This window comes from Vogesella fluminis (genome assembly GCF_014652335.1).
GTDB classification, from domain to species: Bacteria; Pseudomonadota; Gammaproteobacteria; order Burkholderiales; family Chromobacteriaceae; genus Vogesella; species Vogesella fluminis.
Genome location: NZ_BMYP01000004.1, coordinates 67,376 through 88,503 on the forward strand (window position 1 = coordinate 67,376; position 21,128 = coordinate 88,503).

The 21,128-nt window shown below is 64.7% G+C and carries 15 protein-coding genes; 12 read left to right on the plus strand and 3 right to left on the minus strand.

What is annotated here, in order from left to right; translation table 11 throughout:
• Window positions 1–109: 109 nt before the first annotated feature.
• The 8 genes from IE083_RS02345 to IE083_RS02380 all read left to right on the plus strand — a co-directional run bounded on the left by IE083_RS02345 (window position 110) and on the right by IE083_RS02380 (window position 14,927).
• Window positions 110–4,912 (plus strand): NAD-glutamate dehydrogenase, encoded by a 4,803-nt coding sequence (locus IE083_RS02345; protein WP_189352037.1) that lies wholly within the window; start codon window positions 110–112, stop codon window positions 4,910–4,912.
• 414 nt (window positions 4,913–5,326) lie between these two features.
• Window positions 5,327–6,442, plus strand: a complete 1,116-nt coding sequence (locus IE083_RS02350) for an ABC transporter ATP-binding protein (protein WP_189352038.1) — start codon at window positions 5,327–5,329, stop codon at window positions 6,440–6,442.
• A gap of 71 nt (window positions 6,443–6,513) precedes the next feature.
• Window positions 6,514–7,554 carry an ABC transporter substrate-binding protein gene (locus IE083_RS02355; protein ID WP_229799559.1) on the plus strand — a complete coding sequence of 347 codons (1,041 nt, stop codon included), beginning with the start codon at window positions 6,514–6,516 and terminating at the stop codon, window positions 7,552–7,554.
• A 120-nt stretch (window positions 7,555–7,674) separates the two neighbouring features.
• On the plus strand, window positions 7,675–8,937 hold the full coding sequence (locus IE083_RS02360; RefSeq protein ID WP_189352040.1) for an ABC transporter permease: 1,263 nt from the start codon (window positions 7,675–7,677) through the stop codon (window positions 8,935–8,937).
• Between the two features lie 3 nt (window positions 8,938–8,940).
• Window positions 8,941–9,768, plus strand: coding sequence for an ABC transporter permease (locus IE083_RS02365; RefSeq protein WP_189352041.1), 828 nt, complete (start codon window positions 8,941–8,943; stop codon window positions 9,766–9,768).
• 271 nt (window positions 9,769–10,039) lie between these two features.
• Window positions 10,040–11,128, plus strand: coding sequence for an ABC transporter substrate-binding protein (locus tag IE083_RS02370; RefSeq protein WP_189352042.1), 1,089 nt, complete (start codon window positions 10,040–10,042; stop codon window positions 11,126–11,128).
• 13 nt (window positions 11,129–11,141) lie between these two features.
• A complete protein-coding gene (locus IE083_RS02375) occupies window positions 11,142–12,374 on the plus strand; it encodes a GGDEF domain-containing protein (RefSeq protein ID WP_189352043.1) in 1,233 nt (410 codons plus the stop codon).
• Window positions 12,375–12,572: 198 nt separating this feature from the next.
• Window positions 12,573–14,927: a heavy metal translocating P-type ATPase gene (locus IE083_RS02380; protein WP_189352044.1), complete on the plus strand. Its 2,355-nt coding sequence runs from the start codon at window positions 12,573–12,575 to the stop codon at window positions 14,925–14,927.
• 44 nt (window positions 14,928–14,971) lie between these two features.
• Here IE083_RS02380 and IE083_RS02385 read toward each other — a convergent pair whose 3' ends face one another.
• The gene (locus IE083_RS02385; RefSeq protein ID WP_189352045.1) at window positions 14,972–15,244 is read right to left on the minus strand and encodes a DUF4936 family protein; all 273 of its coding nucleotides are present in this window, start codon (window positions 15,242–15,244) and stop codon (window positions 14,972–14,974) included.
• A gap of 71 nt (window positions 15,245–15,315) precedes the next feature.
• On the opposite strand from IE083_RS02385, the gene IE083_RS02390 reads away from it, so the two are divergent.
• Entirely contained in the window at window positions 15,316–16,209 is an 894-nt protein-coding gene (locus IE083_RS02390) for a prephenate dehydrogenase (protein ID WP_189352046.1), read from the plus strand.
• Window positions 16,206–16,679 (plus strand): YaiI/YqxD family protein, encoded by a 474-nt coding sequence (locus IE083_RS02395; protein ID WP_189352047.1) that lies wholly within the window; start codon window positions 16,206–16,208, stop codon window positions 16,677–16,679. The genes IE083_RS02390 and IE083_RS02395 overlap by 4 nt, the downstream gene beginning before the upstream one ends.
• On the opposite strand, the gene IE083_RS02400 is transcribed toward IE083_RS02395, so the two are convergent.
• Window positions 16,676–17,095 carry a pyrophosphohydrolase domain-containing protein gene (locus IE083_RS02400; protein ID WP_189352048.1) on the minus strand — a complete coding sequence of 140 codons (420 nt, stop codon included), beginning with the start codon at window positions 17,093–17,095 and terminating at the stop codon, window positions 16,676–16,678. The genes IE083_RS02395 and IE083_RS02400 overlap by 4 nt on opposite strands.
• 81 nt (window positions 17,096–17,176) lie before the next feature.
• Window positions 17,177–18,469, minus strand: coding sequence for a 3-phosphoshikimate 1-carboxyvinyltransferase (gene aroA / locus IE083_RS02405; RefSeq protein ID WP_189352049.1), 1,293 nt, complete (start codon window positions 18,467–18,469; stop codon window positions 17,177–17,179).
• 193 nt (window positions 18,470–18,662) lie between these two features.
• Here aroA and cmk point away from each other — a divergent pair, with 193 nt between their 5' ends.
• Both cmk and rpsA read left to right on the plus strand, forming a co-directional pair.
• Window positions 18,663–19,316, plus strand: a complete 654-nt coding sequence (gene cmk, locus IE083_RS02410) for a (d)CMP kinase (protein ID WP_189352079.1) — start codon at window positions 18,663–18,665, stop codon at window positions 19,314–19,316.
• A 107-nt stretch (window positions 19,317–19,423) separates the two neighbouring features.
• Window positions 19,424–21,124, plus strand: coding sequence for a 30S ribosomal protein S1 (rpsA, locus tag IE083_RS02415; RefSeq protein WP_229799560.1), 1,701 nt, complete (start codon window positions 19,424–19,426; stop codon window positions 21,122–21,124).
• Window positions 21,125–21,128 lie beyond the last annotated feature (4 nt).

The window sequence follows — 21,128 nt, forward strand, 5'->3', positions numbered from 1 at the left end:
AGCCAATGAATATGTACGGGGATGTCGCAAAATGGAAATGCCTTGTCTGTGGCGGCTCTTACAATGCGTCCACACAACACCTGTGTCCTCATAACAAACGAGAAGCAACATGTCGCTTACGAATAAGACCGAATTTGTTGGCCTGATCGCCGATATCCAAGCTGTGGCAGAGCAAAAACTGGCCGATACGGAAAATGCCCGCCTCAGTAGTTTTATTCCCCTCTACTTTGAAGAGACCGAATCGGAAGATCTGAAGATCTTCTCCGCCCTGGATTTGTTCGGTGCGGCCAATGCACATCTGGAGTTTGCGCTCAAGCGTGCGCCGGGCCAGATAAAGTCCCGTATCTATAATCCCGATTTCGAGCGGGATGGCTGGCAGAGTACGCACAGCGTGATCGAGATCGTGAACGACGACATGCCGTTCCTGATCGACTCCATCGCCATGCTGCTGACCCGTCACAACCTGCACCTGCACCTGCTGGTGCATCCGGTGCTGTCGGTCGGTCGCGACGCGAACGGCGTGATCGATGCGCTCAAGCGTACCGAAGACCGCTCACTGCCGCTGGAATCCTTCATCCACGTGCAGGTTGACCGCATCAGCGACCCGGATGCGCTGCGCGCCTTGCAGCGGGACCTGGAACAGGTGTTGACTTACCTGCGCTGCGTGGTAAACGACGAGCCGAAAATGCGCGAGGTGCTGGCACAACTGCGTGCCGACCTTGGCAACGTCAAGGGCGAGCGTGCGGCCGAAGCGGCCGAAGCCGTCGCCTTCCTCGACTGGATGGGCACCAACCACTTCATTTTCATGGGCTATTGCGACTACGACCTGGTCAAGCGCGACGGCCAGGACAGCCTGAAGATCGTCAAGGACTCCGGGCTCGGCTTCCTGAAGGATCAGGGCGGCAAGGAATACTCGGAGAGCTTCGAGGCCCTGCCACCAAGCTTGCGCGAGCTGGCGCACCAGCCGCAGCTGATCATCCTCAACAAATCGCAATCCCGCTCCGTGCTGCACCGTCCGGCCTACATGGACTTTGTCGGCATCAAGCGTTTCAACAGCAAGGGCGAAGTGATCGGCGAGCGCCGCTTCCTCGGCCTGTATACCGCCAGTGCCTACCAGGCGGCGCCGAAGGACATCCCGCTGCTGCGCCAGAAGGTGACATCGGTGATCAATGCCTGCGACTACGTCGACAACAGCTACAAGGCCAAGACCCTCGGCTTCGTGCTGGAAAGCTACCCGCGCGACGAGCTGTTTGAGATTCCGGTGGAAACGCTGCAGCCTATCGTGGAAGGCATCGTCAGCCTGCAGGAGCGCCCGCGCGTGCGCCTGTTCACCCGTGCCGACCGCTACCACCGCTACGTCAGCAGCCTGGTGTATGTGCCGCGTGACAGCTTCAACACCGAAATCCGCCTCAAGATCGAAAAAGTGCTGATGAGCGCCTTCAACGGTGCCGCCGCCGAGTTCAGTGTACAGATCAGCGACAGCCCGCTGGCCCGCGTGCACTACATCATCCGCGTGCCGGCCGGCCAGCTGCCGCAGTTCCACGAGCACGAGCTGGAAAAAGACATCGCCCGCGTGGTGCGCGGCTGGGAAGAAGAGCTGCATCAGCTGCTGCTGGAGGCGCACGGCGAAGAGAAGGGCAACCTGCTGTTCAACCGTTACCGTGGTGCCTTCCCGGTTGCGTACCGTGAAGAATTCGCGGCACGCAACGCGGTGCTGGACATCCAGCTGATCGAGGATGCCGCCGAGGTGCACGGTCTGGGCATGAAACTGTACCGCACCTTCCATCGCGGTCAGGGTTACAACCTGAAGCTGTTCCGCTGCGGTGAACCGCTGGGCCTGTCCGCCAGCCTGCCGATCCTGGAAAACATGGGCGTGCAGGTGCGCGACGAGCATCCGTACCGCATCGAGCGCAACAATGCCACCGTGTGGATCAGTGATTTCGGTCTGGAGCTGGGGGCCGCCGCTGAGGCGATGCAGGACGAGCTGGTGCAGCAGAACTTCCAGACGCTGCTCTCCCGCGTATTTGCCCGCGACGTGGAAAACGACGGCTTCAACCGTCTGGCACTGGTAGCCGGCCTCGACTGGCGCGAAATCACGCTGGTGCGCGCACTGGCGAAATACCTGCGTCAGGGCGGCCTTACCTTCAGTCAGGCCTACATCGAAAACTGCGTTGCGCACTACCCGCAGATCACCAGCCGTCTGGTGAAACTGTTCACCGCGCGCCTGCACCCGGCCGCATTTGACGACGCCGCTGCGGCCAACCTGCAGGCTGAGCTGAAGGACCTGCTCAATGACGTTGCCAACCTCGATGAAGACCGTATCCTCAACGGCTTCCTGCAGGTGATCCTGGCTACGCGCCGTACCAACTTCTGGCAGAAGGATGCCCGGGGCGCGTTCAAGTCCTATGTCTCCTTCAAGCTGGAATCCGGCGCCATTCCGTTCCTGCCGCAGCCACGCCCGCTGTTCGAGATCTGGGTGTACAGCCCGCGTGTCGAAGGCGTGCACCTGCGCGGTTCCAAAGTCGCCCGTGGCGGCCTGCGCTGGTCCGACCGCATGGAAGACTTCCGCACCGAGGTGCTGGGTCTGGTCAAGGCGCAGATGGTGAAGAACTCGGTAATCGTGCCGATGGGCTCCAAGGGCGGTTTCGTCGGCAAGCAACTGCCGGCGCCATCCGACCGCGAAGCGTTCATGGCCGAAGGCATCGCCTGCTACAAGATCTTCATCTCGGCGCTGCTGGACGTGACTGACAACCTGGTGACCGGCCAGATCATTCCGCCGCAAGACGTGCGCCGCCTGGACCCGGATGATCCTTACCTAGTGGTGGCTGCCGACAAGGGCACCGCGACCTTCTCCGACATCGCCAACGGCATCTCCGAAGCCTACAACTTCTGGCTCGGCGACGCCTTCGCCTCCGGCGGCTCCGCCGGCTACGACCACAAGGGCATGGGCATTACCGCCCGCGGCGCGTGGGAGTCGGTGAAGCGCCACTTCCGTCACCTGGGTATCAACACCCAGGAGCAGGACTTCACCGTGATCGGCATCGGCGACATGGCCGGCGACGTGTTCGGCAACGGCATGCTGCTGTCCGAGCACATCTGCCTGAAGGCCGCGTTCAACCACCTGCACATCTTCCTGGACCCGAACCCCAACGCGGCGGCAAGCTTCGCCGAGCGCGCGCGCCTGTTCAACTTGCCGCGTTCCAGCTGGGCCGACTACAACCGCGAGCTGATCTCGGAAGGCGGCGGCATCTTCGAGCGCTCCGCCAAGTCCATCCCGCTGTCGCCGCAGGTGAAGGCGTGGCTGGAAACCGACAAGGACAGCATGGCGCCGAACGAGCTGATCCACGAAATCCTGAAGGCCCGCGCCGACCTGCTGTACAACGGCGGTATCGGTACCTACGTCAAGGCCTCGGCGCAGAGCCATGCCGATGCCCGCGACCGCGCCTGCGACCCGGTGCGTGTCGATGGTCGCGATCTGCAGGTGCGTGTGGTGGCCGAAGGCGGCAACCTGACCTGCACCCAGCTGGGCCGTGTCGAATTCGCGCTGTCCGGTGGCCGCATCTGCACCGACGCCATCGACAACTCCGCCGGCGTGGACTGCTCCGACCACGAAGTCAACATCAAGATCCTGATGGGCGCGGTGATGCAGGCCGGCGACATGACGTTGAAGCAGCGTAACGACCTGCTGGCCGAGATGACCGAAGAGGTCGGCCACCTGGTACTGCGCAACAACTACCTGCAGACCCAGGTACTGGCGATCAACCGCAGCCACGCCGCGTCGATGCTCAGCGCCCACTCGCGCATGATCAGCCACATGGAGAAAACCGGCGAGCTCAATCGCGAGATCGAGTACCTGCCATCGGAAACCCAGATCAACGAGCGTCGCCTCGCGCGCCAGGGCCTGACGTCGCCGGAAGTGGCCGTACTCCTGGCCTACGGCAAGATCTCGCTGGATCAGGCGATCCTGGCCACCGACGTGCCGGACGATGCCGACTTCCTGCCGGTGCTGGTCAACTACTTCCCACAGCCGCTGCAGCAGCGCTTCGGGGAAGAGATGCAGCGTCACCACCTGAAACGCGAGATCATCGCCAACCAGCTGGCCAACCAGATCATCAACCGCATGGGCGTGACCTTCGTGTTCCGCCTGCAGGAAGAGTCGGCGTTCTCCGCCGCCGACATCACCCGCGCCTTCTGGATCGCCAGCCGCGTGTTCGACGCCGACAGCCTGTGGACGCAGATCGAGGCGCTGGACAACAAGGTATCGGCCGACCTGCAGGTCGACATGATGGTGATGGTGCGTACCCTGGTGGAACGCGTGGTGCGCTGGGTACTGCGCAACCGCCGTCCATCCGGTTCGGTCAACGCGGTCATCGCCCAGTACGGGGCCAAGGTACAGGCGCTGCTGCAGCAACTGCCGCAGCTGATCAGTGCCGAGGTTTATCCGCAGGTTGCCCGTCTGGAAGCCCGCTTCGCCCAGCCGAACGTTCCGGCCGAACTGGCCAGCGTGCTGGCGCGTCTGGAGTTCGCGGTACCGCTGATGGATATCATCGAGATCGGTGAGGGCAGCGAACTGGCGCTGGACACGATTGCGGCCAACTACCTGCAGCTGGGCCGCGACCTGCAACTGGACTGGCTGCGTGCTGCCATCACCCAGCTGCCGCGCGACAACCGCTGGCAGTCGCTGGCACGCTCGGCACTGCGTGACGACCTGTACCGCCAGCACCGCGAGCTGACACGTCGGGCACTGCACGAGGCCAGCGAGACCGCCTTCGTCGATGCCTGGCTGGCACAGCGCGCTGCCGATGTCGAGGCTTGCCAGCAGATGTTCGTCGAGCTGCAGTCGTTCGACGTGCTGGACCTGGCGATGTTGTCTGCCGGCATGCGCGAGCTGAATACCCACTTGCTTGATTAAGTTTCCGTTTCACTACTCCCTTTGAAGCCGACCGTAAGGTCGGCTTTTTTTGTTGCCGCTTTACGACAAACGACCGTTTGAATATATGGTGCGGAATAAGGGCGATTGCGGTGCACCATATTCCATTTTTTGTGCATATCGGCAGATTTGTTGCCAGAAGCAGTGGATCTTGCGCATCGGCAAGGTGCTGTTTATTCCGATGTCTTGGGGAGAAGGATGTCTGTCGCAGGAGGAACCGATAATTTTTGCTTGTTTTATTAAACGGTGCGGTTAAATTAATAGACGCTGGTTGAGCACAGATTAGCCATCCCGGTATGCATAATAAAAGCGCTTTACAGCCCAAGCGATGCTGGCTAATCTGAATAAACTGAAACGCAATTCCGCATTGCGGAACTACAAAATGGAGAATACTGGATGGGCATCTCGACACCGGCCAGTGACGCACTGGTCAGCTTTCGTGGCGTGCAGAAGAGCTACGATGGCGAGTCTCTGATCGTCAAGCATCTCGACCTCGACATCCGTCGCGGGGAATTTCTTACCATGCTCGGCCCCTCCGGTTCCGGCAAGACCACCTGCCTGATGATGCTGGCCGGTTTTGAAACCCCGACCCACGGCGAAATCCGCCTTGACGGCCAGTTGCTCAACAACGTGCCGCCGCACAAGCGCAACATCGGCATGGTGTTCCAGAACTACGCACTGTTCCCGCACATGACGGTGGCGGAAAACCTCGCCTACCCGCTGACCATCCGCAAGATGAACAAGAGCGAGATCGCCGAACGCGTGAAAAAGGCGCTGGGCATGGTCAAGCTGGAAGCCCTTGCCAACCGCTATCCGGGCCAGATGTCCGGTGGCCAGCAGCAGCGCGTGGCACTGGCGCGGGCGCTGGTATTCGAACCGCAGCTGGTGCTGATGGACGAGCCGCTGGGCGCACTGGACAAGCAGCTGCGCGAACACATGCAGTTGGAGATCAAGCACATCCACGAAAGCCTGGGCATCACCGTGGTCTACGTGACCCATGACCAGGGCGAGGCGCTGACCATGTCCGACCGTGTGGCGGTATTCAAGGACGGCGTGATCCAGCAGATCGATGCGGCCAACGTACTGTACGAGGCACCGGTCAACTCCTTCGTTGCCAACTTCATTGGCGAGAACAACACCCTGCACGGCGAAGTGATCGATGTTGCCGGCCAGCAGTGTGCAGTGCGTCTGGCCAGCGGCGAAGTGGTCAAGGCTTCGGCGATCTGCATTGGCCGCAGCGGTGAGCCGACCTCGATGTCCATCCGTCCGGAGCGCGTGCGCCTCAACCGTCTGGCCGATGCCTGTGAAAACCGTCTCAAGGCCAAGCTGTCGGAATTCATCTATTTCGGCGATCACGTGCGCCTGCGCCTTGATATTGCCGGCCAGAGCGGTTTCATGGTCAAGGTACCGGTCGGCGAGCTGGACAGCAGCTGGAAAACCGGCGACATGCTCGATGTCGGCTGGATGGCGCGCGATATCCGCGCCCTTGATTCCGCTGTCGTCAGCCACTAAAAACAAGCCTGCCTACAGGCGAAAAAACCCCATGTAGTGCAAATGAGCAATACCCCCAGAGGAGAATGACAATGACCAAGAAATACCTGCCACGCGTTGCTGTATTGTCGGTTGCCATGGCGCTGGCCGCCCCGGCAATGGCCAAGGACCTGACCGTGATCTCGTTTGGTGGCGCCAACAAGGACGCCCAGGTTGCGGCCTACTACCAGACCTTCGAAAAGGCCACCGGCCACAAGATCACCGCCGGTGACTACAACGGCGAAATGGCCAAGATCAAGGCCATGGTCGATACCAGGAAAGTCAGCTGGGATCTGGTGGAAGTCGAATCGCCGGAACTGTTGCGTGGCTGCGAAGAAGGCATGTTCGAGAAGATCAACTGGGCGAAAGTGGGCAACAAGGCCGACTTCGTGAAACCGGCAGTGACCGAATGTGGCGTCGGCATGTTCGTGTGGTCCACCGCGATGGCCTACAACGCCGACAAGCTGAAAGTGGCACCGAAGAGCTGGGCCGATTTCTGGGACGTGAAGAAATTCCCGGGCAAGCGCGGCCTGCGCAAGGGCGCCAAGTACACCCTGGAATTCGCGATCCAGGCTGACGGCGTGAAGCCGGCCGATGTGTACAAGGTACTGTCGACCAAGGCCGGTGTGGACCGTGCCTTCAAGAAACTGGACCAGCTGAAGCCGAACATCCAGTGGTGGGAGGCCGGCGCGCAGCCGCCGCAGTTCCTGGCCTCCGGTGACGTGGTGATGAGCTCGGCCTACAACGGCCGTATCGATACCGCACAGAAGGAAGGCAAGAACCTGAAAGTGGTGTGGACCGGCAGCGTGTACGACGTCGACTCGTGGGCGATTCCGAAGGGCTCGCCGAAGCTGAAGGAAGCGATGGACTTCATCGCCCACGCCAGCAAGCCGGAATACCAGGCCATTTACTCCAGCAAGATCGCCTACGGCCCGACCAATATGAAGGCAATCCAGAAAGTCGATCCGCGCTCGGCATCCAACCTGCCGACCTGGCCGGCCAACCTGCGTAGCGCGCTGGCTCTGGACGTGAACTTCTGGGTTGAGAACGGCGAAGAGCTGGAAGAGCGTTTCAACGCCTGGGCTGCACGCTAACCGCTGTCCTGGCGGCCGGATCCCGTTGCGGCCAACGTTGGCCGCAACGGGGGACGGTTGCCGTTGTCTGCTGCCATGCGGCCCGGTCCTGACCGGGTTGCACTCATCAAGTGTTTGCCCATGTCCGAGACCATGACCATGAATGCGCCACTGACTGCCGCCGACGGCGAATCCCTGAAAGTCAAGCTGGCCCGCGAACGTCGCAACAAGCAGCTGAAGGCTATCGCGCTGGTTGCGCCACTGGCGCTGTTCCTGTTGCTGACCTTCCTGGTGCCGATTGCCATGCTGCTCAAGCGCAGCGTGGATAACCCGGAAGTCATTACCTATCTGCCGCAGACCTCGGCCGAGATCGCCGGCTGGGATCGCCGCGGCCTGCCATCGGAAGCGGTGTTTGCCGCGATGGCACGAGACCTGACCATCGCCAAGGAGCAGAAAACCGTTTCCGAAATCTCCAAGCGCCTGAACATGGACATCAGCGGCTTCCGCTCGCTGATCCAGCGCAGCGCGCGCAAGATGCCGCTGGAAGTGGCTGCCGGTGAATCGGTGCGCGACCAGTTCATCGCGATGGATGAACGCTGGGGCGACCCCGAGCACTGGCACGTGATCGCCAAGAACGCCAAGTCGTGGACGCCGTACTACCTGTACAGCTCGCTGGACCTGCGTGAAACCAAGGCCGGCACCCCGGAGCTGGCGCCGGAAGAAGAACGCGCCTTCCTCAGCATCTTCGGCCGCACGCTGTGGATGAGCATGTGGATCACGCTGATCAGCGTGCTGCTGGGCTACCCGGTTGCTTACTGGCTGGCCAACCTGCCGGCGCGCAAGAGCAACCTGCTGATGATCCTGGTGCTGCTGCCGTTCTGGACCTCGGTGCTGGTGCGGGTGGCATCGTGGATCGTGCTCTTGCAACAGGAGGGTCTGATCAACTCCGCGCTGATGGGGCTGGGCATCATCGGTGAGCCGCTGCAGCTGGCGTTCAACCGCACCGGCGTCTACATCGCCATGGTGCACATCCTGCTGCCGTTCGTGATCCTGCCGGCCTACAGCGTGATGAAGAGCATTCCGCCGACCTATATGCGCGCCGCCATCTCGCTGGGCGACCACCCGTTCGCCGCGTTCTGGAAGATCTACTTCCCGCAGACGGTAGCCGGTGTTGCCGCCGGCGCCCTGCTGGTGTTCATCATGTGCATGGGCTACTACATCACCCCGGCCCTGCTGGGCGGCCCGCAAGAGCAGATGGTCAGCTACTACGTCGCGTTCTACACCAACGTCACCATCAACTGGGGCATGGCCGCGGCACTGGGCTCGCTGCTGCTGGTTGCCACCATGACGCTGTACGCGGTGTACAGCAAGCTGGTGGGTGCTAACAAACTGAGTCTGGGGTAAATCATGCTGCCAAACTACGCTTCCCCGATCGAGCGCATCTGGTTCTGGACGTTCCGCATCCTGTGCGTGTCGGTCCTGATCTTCCTGGTGTCGCCGCTGCTGGTGATCATTCCGCTCTCGTTCTCGGACAACACCTTCCTGCTGTACCCGATCGAGAACTTCTCGCTGCGCTGGTACCACGAGTTTTTCGGTAACGAGGTGTGGCTGAATTCGTTGAAGAACAGCTTCATCGTGGCACCGGTCGCCACCCTGCTGGCAATGGTGCTCGGCTCGCTGGCCGCGGTCGGCCTGACTTCCAGCGACTTCCCCGGCAAGTCGCTGCTGATGAGCATCCTGATCTCGCCGATGGTGGTGCCGGTGGTGATCGTCGGTGTCGGTGCCTACCTGTTCTTCGCACCGCTGGGGCTGACCAGCAGCTACCTCGGCCTGATCCTGGTGCATACCGCGCTGGGCGTGCCGTTCGTGGTGATCACCGTATCGGCGACACTGGGCAACTTCAACGCCAACCTGATCAAGGCCAGCGCCAACCTCGGTGCCAACCCGCTGACCACCTACCGCCGCGTGGTGTTCCCGCTGATCGCGCCGGGCGTGATCTCCGGCGGCCTGTTCGCCTTCGCCACCTCGTTCGACGAAGTGGTGGTCACCCTGTTCCTGGCCGGTCCGGAACAGTCGACGCTGCCACGGCAGATGTTCGGCGGCATCAAGGAAAACATCAGCCCGGCGATCGCCGCCGCGGCCACGGTGCTGATCCTGTTCTCCATCGCGCTGCTGCTGACGCTGGAATGGCTGCGCGGCCGTGCCGAAAAGATGCGCACCGCAGCCGTACACTGATCCCGACGCTTTGTCGCGGCCACGCCCGTACCTGCCGGTACGGGCGTTTTTGTTGTGGATGTCCTATGTTTGGTGTTGCGGCCAACCTTGTTGCGGTATGGCGCCGGCCGCGGTGCGGGCAAGCCGCCGCCCGCCTGTGGCACCCCTCACGGCCGCAGGGTTGGCGCTGGCCGGTGGGCACGCCATAATCGGCAGCTTGCCGGCATTGCCGCGCCCGCGCTGGCGCGGGGCGGCAGCGCAATCGCCATCGTCTCGTCACGGGTCCGTCACCATGCGCCGAATGCTTGCCCTGCTACTGTGTTGCCTCAGCCTGCCCGCGATGGCGTTGTCGGTGACCTTCATCAATCCCGGCAAGCGCGACGAGGTGTACTGGCTGACCGCGACGCGGGCGATGGAGGCGGCAGCAAGCGATCTCGGCATCCGGCTGCGGGTGCTGTACGCCGAGCGCGAGCATCCGCGCGTGCTGGTCTTGGCACGGCAGATCATCGCGCTGCCGGCGGCGCAGCGGCCGGACTACGTGGTGTTCAGCAACGATTACGGCACCGCGCCGGAGCTGCTGCGCCTGTTCGAGGCCGCCGGCATCCGCAGCTTCATGGCCTTCAGTGGCCGCGACGACCAGCCGGGCCAACCGGCAATCGGCCTGCCGCGCATGCACTTCCGCCACTGGCTCGGCTCGCTGGTGCCGCGTGCCGAGGATGCCGGCTACCTCACCGCGCGGGCGTTGATCGAGCGCGGCCGCCGTGCCGGCCTGCCGCGTATCAATGGCAAGCTGCCGCTGCTGGCCATCGGCGGCGACCGCTCGACGCCCAGTTCCCTGCTGCGCAGCGAAGGCATGCGCCGCGCGGTGACCGAGGCCGGCGACGTGGTGCTGCTGCAGGAGGTCCACGCCGGCTGGGACCGGCAGCGTGCACAGGAGCAGGGCGGCTGGCTGTTCCGGCGCTATCCGCAGGTGCGGCTGCTGTGGGCCGGCAACGACCTGATGGCCTTCGGCGCGATGGACGCCTGGCGCCAGCGCGGCGGCACGCCGGGCAAGGATGCCTTCTTCAGCGGCATCAATACCTCGGCGCAGGCGCTGGCGGCGCTGCGCGACGGCAGCCTCAGCGTGCTGGCCGGCGGCCACTTCATCGCCGGTGCCTGGTCGCTGGTGATGCTCTACGATTACCATCATGGGCGCGACTTTGCCGACGAGGGGCTGGAGCTGGTGCGGCCGATGTTCACCCTGTTCGACGACCGCAGCGCGGCGCGCTTCATGCAGCGCTACGGCAAGCTGGATTTCAGCCGCGTCGATTTCCGCCGCTACAGCAAGCAGCACAACCCCGGGCTGCGCCGCTACAACTTCGATTTCCGCCAGCTGCTGTAATGCCAGAGGAGTCATGGTGACCGCTGCCTACCGTCCGCTCGCCCACGTGCTGATCCGCCGCATCATGCTGCTGGCGACCGCCTGCGCGCTGCTGCTCTGCGCGGTGCAGGGCGTGCTGACCTACCGCCAGGTGCAGCAGCGCTTCGAGGCCACGCTGCAGGACATCGTCAGCAGCAACCTGCCGATGCTGTCGGTCGGCATCTGGGACATCGAAGCCGAGGCGGTACGGCGCCAGCTGGAAACCATCGCCGCCAAGCCGGAGATCGGCTACGCGCGGCTGAATGTCGCCACCGGCCAGGTGTTCGAGGCCGGCGACGCCGCGCTGCTGCGGCAGCAGCCCGGCCGCCGCTTCGACATCCCGCCGCCGCGCGGCAGCGGCGAGGCGCTGGGCACGCTGCTGATCGCGGTGCAGCCGGCGCTGCTGTACCAGGCGCTGACGCAGGCGCTGCTCGCCGTCTTCCTCGGCTACCTGCTGCTGACGCTGCTGATCTGCGGCCTGGTCGCCTACGTACTGCGCCGTGAGGTGGAGCGTCCGCTGCGCGACATGGCCGACTTTGCCGGCCGGCTGGCGCCGTCATCGCTGACTGCGCCGCTGCAGCTGTCGCGGCCGGCGCGGCCGCATCACGACGAGATCGACCTGGTGGCGCGCGGCTTTGCCACGCTGCAGGCGGCGATCAGCCGCCACATCGACACCCTGGACCAGCAGGTGGAGGAGCGCACCCGGCAGCTGGACGCCGCGCTCAGCGACATCCGCGAGCTGTCGATCCGCGACGGGCTGACCGGCTGCTACAACCGCGCGCTGCTCAGCGAGCGGCTGCCGTCGGAGCTGGAGCGCGCGCAGCGCTACCAGCGGCCGCTGGCGGTGGTGTTCTGCGACGCCGACCACTTCAAGCCGGTCAACGACCGTTTTGGCCACCTCGCCGGCGACGAGGTGCTGCGCGCCATCGCACAGCGCCTGGGCAGCCAGCTGCGGCAGGACATCGACTGGGTGGTGCGCTTCGGCGGCGAGGAGTTCGTCATCGTGCTGCCGGAAACCGGCCTTGCCGCGGCGCTGGTGACGGCGGAGCGGCTGCGCGCGGCGATCAGCACCTCGGTGATCCTCGCCGACGGCCGCACGGTGCGGATCACCGCCAGCCTGGGGGTGGCCGCGTTCCAGGGCGGGGAGGACGTGGAGAGCCTGCTCAATCGTGCCGATACCCAGCTGTACCTGGCGAAGCAGGGCGGCCGCAACCGGGTGATGGGTTAGCCGCCGTCACCGCCATCACCACTTAGTACCGCCACCGTCGTCGCCATTGCGGCCAACCTTGTCTCAAGGTTGGCCGCAGTGTTTGGTGGGGCGGTGTTTGCTGGGGCGTTGCGAGAAACAGGGCGGCCGGCGGCAACTTGTCATATACCCTGCTGGGGTATACTATGGATCAGTATCGACCATCCCCGGAGCCGTGCCATGTCTGCCACCCGCATCACCCTGCCTGTCGAGGGCATGACCTGCGCCGCCTGCGCGCTGCGCATCGAGAAAGTGCTGTCGCGGCAACCGGGGGTCAGCGCCAGCGTCAGCTTTGCCAGCGAGAGTGCACAGATCAGCTACGACCCGCAGCAGCACAATGTCGGCCAGCTGGTGGCGGCGATCGAGCAGGCCGGCTTCAGCGTGCCGCCGCAAATACTGCAGCTGGAGATCGAGGGCATGACCTGCGCTGCCTGCGCCGCGCGCATCGAAAAGGTGCTCAACCGCCAGCCGGGGGTGAGCGCGACGGTCAATTTCGCCAGCGAAACGGCGCGGCTGCAGCTGGCGCCGGGCGCACCCGACAGCGCGCAGCTGCTGGCGGCGGTGAGCCAGGCCGGCTACGGCGCCCGCATTGCCGAGGAGCAGGGCGGCGATAGCCGCGAGCAGCGCGCCGCCGCGCGCTACCGGCACGAGTTGCGCTGGTTCTGGCTGGCGGCGGCATTGACGCTGCCCTTCCTGCTGGAAATGGTGACTATGCTGCTGGGCAACCATCACGGCTATCTGCCGCGTTACTGGCAGCTGCTGCTGGCCACCCCGGTGCAATGGCTGGTCGGCTGGCGCTTCTACCGCGGCGCCTGGCACGCGCTGCGCGGCGGCGGTGCCAATATGGACGTGCTGGTGGCGCTGGGCACCGGCATGGCGTGGGCGTGGTCGGCGTGGGTGACGGTGGCCGGCTGGTCGCAGCAGCACGTCTATTTCGAGGCCAGCGCGGCGGTGATCACGCTGGTGTTGCTGGGCAAGCTGCTGGAGGCGCGCGCCAAGGGCCGCACCGCCGGTGCCATCCGCAGCCTGCTGGCGCTGACCCCGAAAACCGCGCGCGTCGAGCAGGACGGCGTGGTGCTGGAAAAGCCGCTGTCGGCGCTGCAGGCGGGCGACGTGGTGCTGGTGCAGCACGGCGAACGGGTGGCGGTGGACGGTACCGTGATCGACGGCGCGGCGGTGCTGGACGAGAGCCTGCTCACCGGCGAAAGCCTGCCGGTGGAGCGCCGCGCGGGCGACAGCGTCTACGCCGGCACCCACAACCAGGGCGGCATGCTGAAGGTGAGCGCCACCGCGGTCGGCAACCGCACCCAGCTTGCCGCCATCGTGCGTCGCGTGGCCGAGGCGCAGGGCAGCAAGGCGCCAATCCAGCAGCTGGCTGACCGCATCTCGGCGGTGTTCGTGCCGGTGGTGGTCGCCATCGCCACGCTGACCTTCACCGCTACCGGGCTGCTGACTGGCGACTGGCAACAGGCATTGATTCACGCGGTGGCAGTGCTGGTGATCGCCTGCCCCTGCGCGCTGGGGCTGGCGACGCCGACCGCGGTGATGGTCGGCATGGGCAACGGCGCGCGTCGCGGCGTACTGTTCCGCAATGCCGCGGCGCTGGAGCACGCGGCGGCGATCCGGCTGCTGGTGGTGGACAAGACCGGCACCCTCACCGAAGGCAAGCCGCAGCTCAGCGACCTGCTGCCGCTGGCGGCGGTGGACGAGAACGGCCTGCTGGCGCTGGCCGCCGCCGCCGAGACCGGCTCCGAACACCCGCTGGGGCGTGCGGTGGTGGCCGAGGCCGGCGCCCGTGGCCTGTCCCTGCCGGCGGTGAGCGACTTCCGGGCGCACGTCGGGCAGGGCGTCAGCGTCACGCAGGGTGACAGTACGCTGCGGGTCGGGGTGCCGGACTGGGCGCTGGGCAGCGTGCCGGTGGCGGCGCAGCCGTGGTACGCGCAGGGCAAGACGGTGCTGGCGGTCAGCCGCGACGGCGTGGCGCTGGGGCTGATTGCGCTGGCCGACCAGCTGCGCGCCAGCTCGGCGCAGGCGGTGGGTGCGCTGCAGGCGCAGGGCATCCGCGTGGTGATGCTGACCGGCGACAAGCTGGCCAGCGCCGGACACATCGCCGCGCAGGCCGGCATCGCCGAGGTGCACGCCGCGCTGCGGCCGGAGGACAAGGCGGCGCTGGTCAAACAGTGGCAGGCGCAGGGTCAGGTGGTGGCGATGGTCGGCGACGGCGTCAACGACGCGCCGGCGCTGGCGGCGGCCAACGTCAGCTTTGCCATGGGCGCCGGTTCCGATGTCGCCATCGACACCGCCGACGTGACGCTGATGGCCGGCGACCTGCTGCACCTGGTCGACGCCATCCGCCTGTCGCGCGCCACGCTGCGCAAGATCCGCCAGAACCTGTTCTTCGCCTTCATCTACAACGTGCTCGGCATCCCGCTGGCGGCGCTGGGGCTGCTCAATCCGGTGATCGCCGGTGCGGCGATGGCGATGAGCTCGGTGTCGGTGGTCAGCAACTCGCTGCTGCTGCGCCGCTGGCGCTAGCTGGCGGCTGGTGAGCGACCGGCAGTCCGGCTGCTTTCTTCATCTCAGTCCAGCGGCACGAACCACTCCGCGTGCCGCGCCAGCGCGGCCAGCAGCGGCCGCGTCGCCAGCGCGTCTTGCAGCGCCTGCTGCAGCGCGTCGGCGTCGGCCACCGCCTCGTACACCTCCATCCAGGTCTGATCATCGTCGCGGCGTCGCAATAATCTGCCCTTGATGCCGATTATTTTTTCGATTTCTGCCAGTAGTGTCTCTGCCTGCTGCCGGATTGGCAGAATGTTGTCCTGCACGCAGTAGTAGAGGTAAAGCGCGGCGGCCATGTTTACTCCTTTTGCAGTGCAAAAATAAGGTTATGATAGCCGCTTCGATAGCGACAGAACGGGACGGTAGCATGCAGGCGGGTGAGGGCAAGTTGACCCTGGTGGTGATCGGCGTCGGCCTGATTGGCGGCTCGTTTGCGCTGGCACTGAAGCGTGCCGGCAAGGTTGGCCGCGTGATCGGGGTCGGGCGCTCGGCGGCCAACCTGGAGCGCGCCATCGAACTGGGCGTGATCGACGAGGCCAGCCACAGCGCCGCCGACGCGGTGCGCCACGCCGACATCGTGCTGGTGGCGACGCCGGTGGGGCAGATGGCGCGCGTGTTCGCCGACATCGCGCCGCAGCTGCCGGCGCACTGCGTGGTCACCGACGGCGGCAGCACCAAGAGCGACGTGGTGGCGCTGATGCGCGCGCACCTCGCCGGCCACCTGGCGCAGTGCGTGCCGGCGCACCCGATTGCCGGTTCCGACCTGTCCGGTGCCGTCGCCGCGCAGTACGGCCTGTACGACAACCGCCGCATCGTGGTGACGCCGCTGCCGGAAACGGCCGCCGCCGCCGCCGCCCTGGTGCGCGAGCTGTGGCAGGCCTGTGGCGCGCGGGTGTACGAGATGAGCGCCGCCGAGCACGACGCGGTGTTCGCCACCGTCAGCCACCTGCCGCACCTGCTGGCCTTCGCCTATGTCGACATGATTGTCGCCAAGCCGGATGGCGAGCGCTGTTTCGATTTTGCCGCCACCGGTTTTCGCGATTTCACCCGCATCGCCGGCAGCCATCCGGAGATGTGGCGCGACATCGCGCTGGCCAACCGCGACGCGCTGCTGGCAGAGCTGGACGGCTACCGCGCGGCGCTGGACAGCCTGCGCGATGAGCTGGCCAGCGGCGATGCCGCGGCGTTGACCTCGCGTTTCGAGCGCGCGCGCGAGGCGCGTCATGGCTGGCACCAGAAGTTCCTGCGGGGCAATGCATGAGCGCGCCGCACGCCACCACCATCTGGGTCGACGCCGACGCCTGTCCGGCGGTGATCAAGGACATCCTGTTCCGCGCTGCCGATCGCACCGCCACCCGCACCGTGCTGGTCGCCAACCAGCTGCTGCGCGTGCCGCCGTCGCCGCACATCCGCGCGCAGCAGGTGCCGGCCGGCTTCGACGTCGCCGACAACCACATCGCGCAGCAGGCGCAGCCGGGCGATATCGTGGTGACGGCGGACATCCCGCTGGCGGCGCAGGTGGTGGCCAAGGGTGCGCTGGCGCTCAATCCGCGCGGCGAGCTGTACAGCGACGCCACCATCCGCGAGGCGCTGACGCTGCGCAATTTCATGACCGAGCTGCGCGACAGCGGCGTGCAGACCGGCGGCCCGGCGGCGTTCAGCCAGCGCGACCGCCAGGCATTCGCCGCGCAGCTGGACAGGCTGCTGCAAAGGTTGGCCGCAAGGCGCTAGCCACCGCTGGCGCGAATCACGCTTTCCTTGTCCGCCGGCAGCCAGCCGGCCGGTTTCAGGATCTTGCCGTCTTCGCGGCGCACCACCTTGCCGTCCACGCACTTGGCCAGGTTGGCGGCATGGATGGCGGCGAACATCTGCTCCAGCGGCAGCCCCTGCGACAACAGCAGGCCGATCAGCACATTGAGCACATCCACGCCCTCGGCCGCCAGTTCGGCGCGCAGTCGTGTCTGTTCCGCTGGCGCGGCCTGCTGGATGCGCTGGTAGTCCTGCAGCGCGACGGAAAACTCCTGCCACTCTTCCTGCAGCATGGTTTGCCACATCGCGAGGGCGGCGGTGTCGAATTGCGGCGTGGCCGGCGGGTTCATGTCGAAACGCGCCATGAAGTCGCGGCGCAGGGTGAACGGATTGCTCATTTTGTGTTTCTCTATGTGTGGCATGCGACGGGCGTGCAAAAGGCCGCTATATGGCAGCGGCCTTGTCGTGGCTGGCAGGGGTCAGTTGGCGGCCAGCTTGCCCAGTACCTCGAAGTAGTCCGGGAAGGTCTTGGCCACGCACTTCGGGTCGTTGATGATCACCGGGGTGCCGAGCAGGGCCACCAGCGAGAAGCACATCGCCATGCGGTGGTCGTCGTAGGTGTCGATCTCGGCATTGGCGGTCAGCTGCGCCGGCGGCGTCACGCTGATGCTGTCCTGCGTTTCCACCACCGTGGCGCCGACCTTGCGCAATTCGGTGGCCATCGCCGCCAGGCGGTCGGTTTCCTTCACGCGCCAGCTTTCCACGTTGCGGATGGTGGTGGTGCCGTTGGCGGCCAGCGCGGCCACCGCGATGGTCATCGCCGCGTCCGGGATATGGTTCAGATCCACGTCGATGGCCTGCAGGCCGCCTTGCGGCGCGCGCGCCTCGATCCAGTTGTCGCCGATGCTGATCTCGGCGCCCATCAGCGCCAGCGCGTCGGCGAATTTCACGTCGCCCTGGATGCTGCTGCGGCCAACCCCTTCCACCCGTACCGGGCCACCGGCCAGGGCGCCTGCCGCCAGGAAATAGGACGCGCTGGAGGCGTCGCCCTCGACGTGGATTTCGCCCGGCGACTGGTAACGCTGGCCGGCGGTGATGCTGAAGCGCTGCCAGCCGTCGCGCTGCACGGTCACGCCGAAGCGCGCCATCAGGTTGAGGGTGATCTCGATATAGGGCTTGGAAATCAGCTCGCCCACCACCTCGATGGTGACGCTCTCGCCGGTCAGCGGCAGCGCCATCAAGAGCGCGGTCAGGAACTGGCTGGAGACATTGCCCTTCACCGGAATCACCTTGCCGCTGTTGACGACTGCCGGCTTGATCTGCAGCGGCGGGTAGCCGTCGTTGCCGAGGTAATCGATGTCGGCGCCGGCCACGCGCAGCGCGTCGACCAGGTCGCCGATCGGGCGTTCGTGCATGCGCGCCACGCCGTGCAGGTGGTAGTGGCCCTGCATCAGCGCCAGCGCGGCGGTCAGCGGGCGGAAGGCGGTGCCGGCGTTGCCCAGGAACAGGTCGGCGTCCTTCACCGCGAAGGCGCCGCCGGTGCCGTGCACCAGAAAATCGCGGCTGTCGCCTTGCTGTTCCACGTTCACGCCCAGCGTGGCGAGGGCCTCCAGCATGCGGCGGATGTCGTCGGAATCGAGCAGCTCGCGCACCAGGGTGCTGCCGTCCGCCAGCGCGGCCAGCAGTAGGGTGCGGTTGGAAATGCTCTTCGAGCCGGGCAGTTTGACGGTGCCGGCGAGGCGGGGAATCGGGTGCAGCGTGAGTTGTTCCATGGCGGTCTTGTTCGTTGATTCTGTTCGGGGTGCGGCGCTGGCCGCAGTCTGCGCCGGTCGCGCGCGTGGCGTGCCGGCATCGGGTGATCTCTGTACCGACTGTACCGTTATTGTGCATTGCCGCGCAAACATCCGCTGTGGCGGCGGCTGCGTTACAATATCGGGTTTTCAGTCAGGCTTTACTGTCATGCCCATGCTCCGACCCGTTATTACCATCGATGGCCCGTCCGCGTCCGGCAAGGGCACCGTGGCGGCGCTCGTTGCCCGCGAACTGGGTTTCCATTATCTCGATTCCGGCGCGCTGTACCGCCTGGCCGCGCTGTACGCGCTGCGCGAGGGGGTGAGCTGGGAGGATGAAAACCAGGTCGCCAGGTTGGCCGCACAGCTGCCGGCGGCCTTTACCGACGACAAGGCGTGGCTGGATGGCCACGACGTCAGCGCCGCGATCCGCGCCGAGGATATCGGCATGGGCGCCTCCAGAATCGCCGCGCTGCCGAGTGTGCGCGCCGCGCTGCTCGAGCGCCAGCGTGCCTACCAGCAGACGCCGGGGCTGGTGGCCGACGGCCGCGACATGGGCTCGGTGGTGTTCCCGCGTGCCGAGCTCAAGGTTTTCCTGACTGCCAGCGCCGAAGAACGTGCCGCGCGGCGCTATAAGCAGTTGATCGCAAAAGGGGAATCTGCTAATCTCCTTCAGATTCAGCAGGATATTTGTGATCGTGACGCGCGCGACGCGGCACGGAGCGTTGCCCCGTTGAGACAAGAACCGGATGCCCGTTTGCTGGATACCTCCGCCCTGACCATTGACCAGGCGGTCAATCAGGTGCTGCAGTGGTTTCGCGAACGATAAAGGCGCCCGGTTGTTCATTTTTGTAGCACGCTGCTTCGGTTTCCTTGCACCGGCAGCCCCCAAACCTGACCCTGCGTGACGCAAGGCATGCAACAAGAGTAAATCTGATGACTAACCTCGTAATGGATAGCTTCGCCGCCCTGTTTGAAGAGAGCCTGGCTCTGCAAGAAATGCGCGCCGGTGAAGTAATCACTGCTGAAGTCGTGTCCATCGACTCCAACTTCGTTACCGTTAACGCCGGTCTGAAGTCCGAGTCCCTGATCCCTGTTGAAGAATTCAAGGGTGACAATGGCCAGGTTGAAGTGGCAATCGGCGATTTCGTCACCGTTGCCATCGACTCCCTGGAAAACGGCTTTGGCGAAACCAAGCTGTCCCGCGAAAAAGCCAAGCGTCTGGCTGCGTGGATTGACCTGGAAGAGGCTCTGGAAGCTGGCAAGATCCTGTCTGGCGTGATCAGCGGCAAAGTCAAGGGTGGCCTGACCGTCATGGTTAACGGCATCCGCGCCTTCCTGCCGGGTTCGCTGGTGGATGTACGCCCGGTGAAAGACACCACTCCTTACGAAGGTAAGGAAGTTGAGTTCAAGGTTATCAAGCTGGATCGCAAGCGCAACAACGTGGTTGTTTCGCGCCGTGCGGTTCTGGAAGAAACCCTGGGCGAAGAGCGCAAGGCACTGCTGGAAACCCTGCGCGAAGGCCTGGTGGTCAAGGGTATCGTCAAGAACATCACCGACTACGGTGCGTTCGTTGACCTGGGCGGTATCGATGGCCTGCTGCACATCACCGACCTGGCATGGCGCCGTGTCAAGCACCCGTCCGAAGTTCTGGCCGTTGGTGACGAAGTGGAAGCCAAGGTTCTCAAGTTCGACCAGGACAAGAACCGCGTTTCGCTGGGTCTCAAGCAGCTGGGCGAAGATCCGTGGGTGGGCCTGTCCCGCCGTTACCCTGCCGGCACCCGCCTGTTCGGCAAGGTAACCAATCTGACCGACTACGGTGGCTTTGTTGAAATCGAACAGGGTATCGAAGGTCTGGTTCACGTGTCCGAAATGGACTGGACCAACAAGAACGTACACCCATCCAAGGTAGTTCAGGTGGGCGACGAAGTTGAAGTCATGATCCTCGAGATCGACGAAGACCGTCGTCGTATCAGCCTGGGCATGAAGCAGTGCCAGGCCAACCCATGGAACGCCTTCGCTGACGACTTCAAGAAGGGTGACAAGATCAAGGGCGCCATCAAGTCGATTACCGACTTCGGCGTGTTCGTTGGTCTGCCAGGCGGCATCGACGGCCTGGTTCACCTGTCCGACCTGTCCTGGAACGAGACCGGCGAAGAAGCCGTTCGCCGCTTCAAGAAGGGCGACGAAGTTGACGCTGTGGTTATGTCCATCGACGTTGAGAAAGAGCGCATCTCCCTCGGCATCAAGCAGCTGGAAGGCGATCCGTTCAACAACTACGTTGCCATGAACGACAAGGGCGCGCTGGTCAAGGGCGTGGTGAAGTCTGCTGACGCCAAGGGCGCCGTAATCCAGCTGGATGGCGACGTCGAAGGCTACCTGCGCGCTTCCGAAGTGTCGCGTGACCGCGTTGAAGACATCCGCACCCACGTCAAAGAGGGTGATGAGGTTGAAGCTGTGATCATCGCCGTTGACCGCAAGGCCCGCTCCATCAGCCTGTCGATCAAGGCGAAGGACATGCAGGAAGAGAAAGCGGCCCTGGGCGCGATCTCCGCTGATGCCAGCGCGAACGTGTCGGCCGGTACTACCAGCCTGGGCGCCCTGCTCAAGGCCAAACTGTCCGGCGGCAACGAATAAGTGA

What these genes read in the sequence shown, in the direction of transcription:
- IE083_RS02345 (WP_189352037.1), top strand. Translation starts at nt 110, where the DNA reads ATGTCGCTTACGAATAAGACCGAATTTGTTGGCCTGATCGCCGATATC.
- IE083_RS02350 (WP_189352038.1), top strand. Translation starts at nt 5,327, where the DNA reads ATGGGCATCTCGACACCGGCCAGTGACGCACTGGTCAGCTTTCGTGGC.
- IE083_RS02355 (WP_229799559.1), top strand. Translation starts at nt 6,514, where the DNA reads ATGACCAAGAAATACCTGCCACGCGTTGCTGTATTGTCGGTTGCCATG.
- IE083_RS02360 (WP_189352040.1), top strand. Translation starts at nt 7,675, where the DNA reads ATGTCCGAGACCATGACCATGAATGCGCCACTGACTGCCGCCGACGGC.
- IE083_RS02365 (WP_189352041.1), top strand. Translation starts at nt 8,941, where the DNA reads ATGCTGCCAAACTACGCTTCCCCGATCGAGCGCATCTGGTTCTGGACG.
- IE083_RS02370 (WP_189352042.1), top strand. Translation starts at nt 10,040, where the DNA reads ATGCGCCGAATGCTTGCCCTGCTACTGTGTTGCCTCAGCCTGCCCGCG.
- IE083_RS02375 (WP_189352043.1), top strand. Translation starts at nt 11,142, where the DNA reads ATGGTGACCGCTGCCTACCGTCCGCTCGCCCACGTGCTGATCCGCCGC.
- IE083_RS02380 (WP_189352044.1), top strand. Translation starts at nt 12,573, where the DNA reads ATGTCTGCCACCCGCATCACCCTGCCTGTCGAGGGCATGACCTGCGCC.
- IE083_RS02385 (WP_189352045.1), bottom strand. Translation starts at nt 15,244, where the DNA reads ATGGCCGCCGCGCTTTACCTCTACTACTGCGTGCAGGACAACATTCTG.
- IE083_RS02390 (WP_189352046.1), top strand. Translation starts at nt 15,316, where the DNA reads ATGCAGGCGGGTGAGGGCAAGTTGACCCTGGTGGTGATCGGCGTCGGC.
- IE083_RS02395 (WP_189352047.1), top strand. Translation starts at nt 16,206, where the DNA reads ATGAGCGCGCCGCACGCCACCACCATCTGGGTCGACGCCGACGCCTGT.
- IE083_RS02400 (WP_189352048.1), bottom strand. Translation starts at nt 17,095, where the DNA reads ATGAGCAATCCGTTCACCCTGCGCCGCGACTTCATGGCGCGTTTCGAC.
- aroA (WP_189352049.1), bottom strand. Translation starts at nt 18,469, where the DNA reads ATGGAACAACTCACGCTGCACCCGATTCCCCGCCTCGCCGGCACCGTC.
- cmk (WP_189352079.1), top strand. Translation starts at nt 18,663, where the DNA reads ATGCTCCGACCCGTTATTACCATCGATGGCCCGTCCGCGTCCGGCAAG.
- rpsA (WP_229799560.1), top strand. Translation starts at nt 19,424, where the DNA reads ATGACTAACCTCGTAATGGATAGCTTCGCCGCCCTGTTTGAAGAGAGC.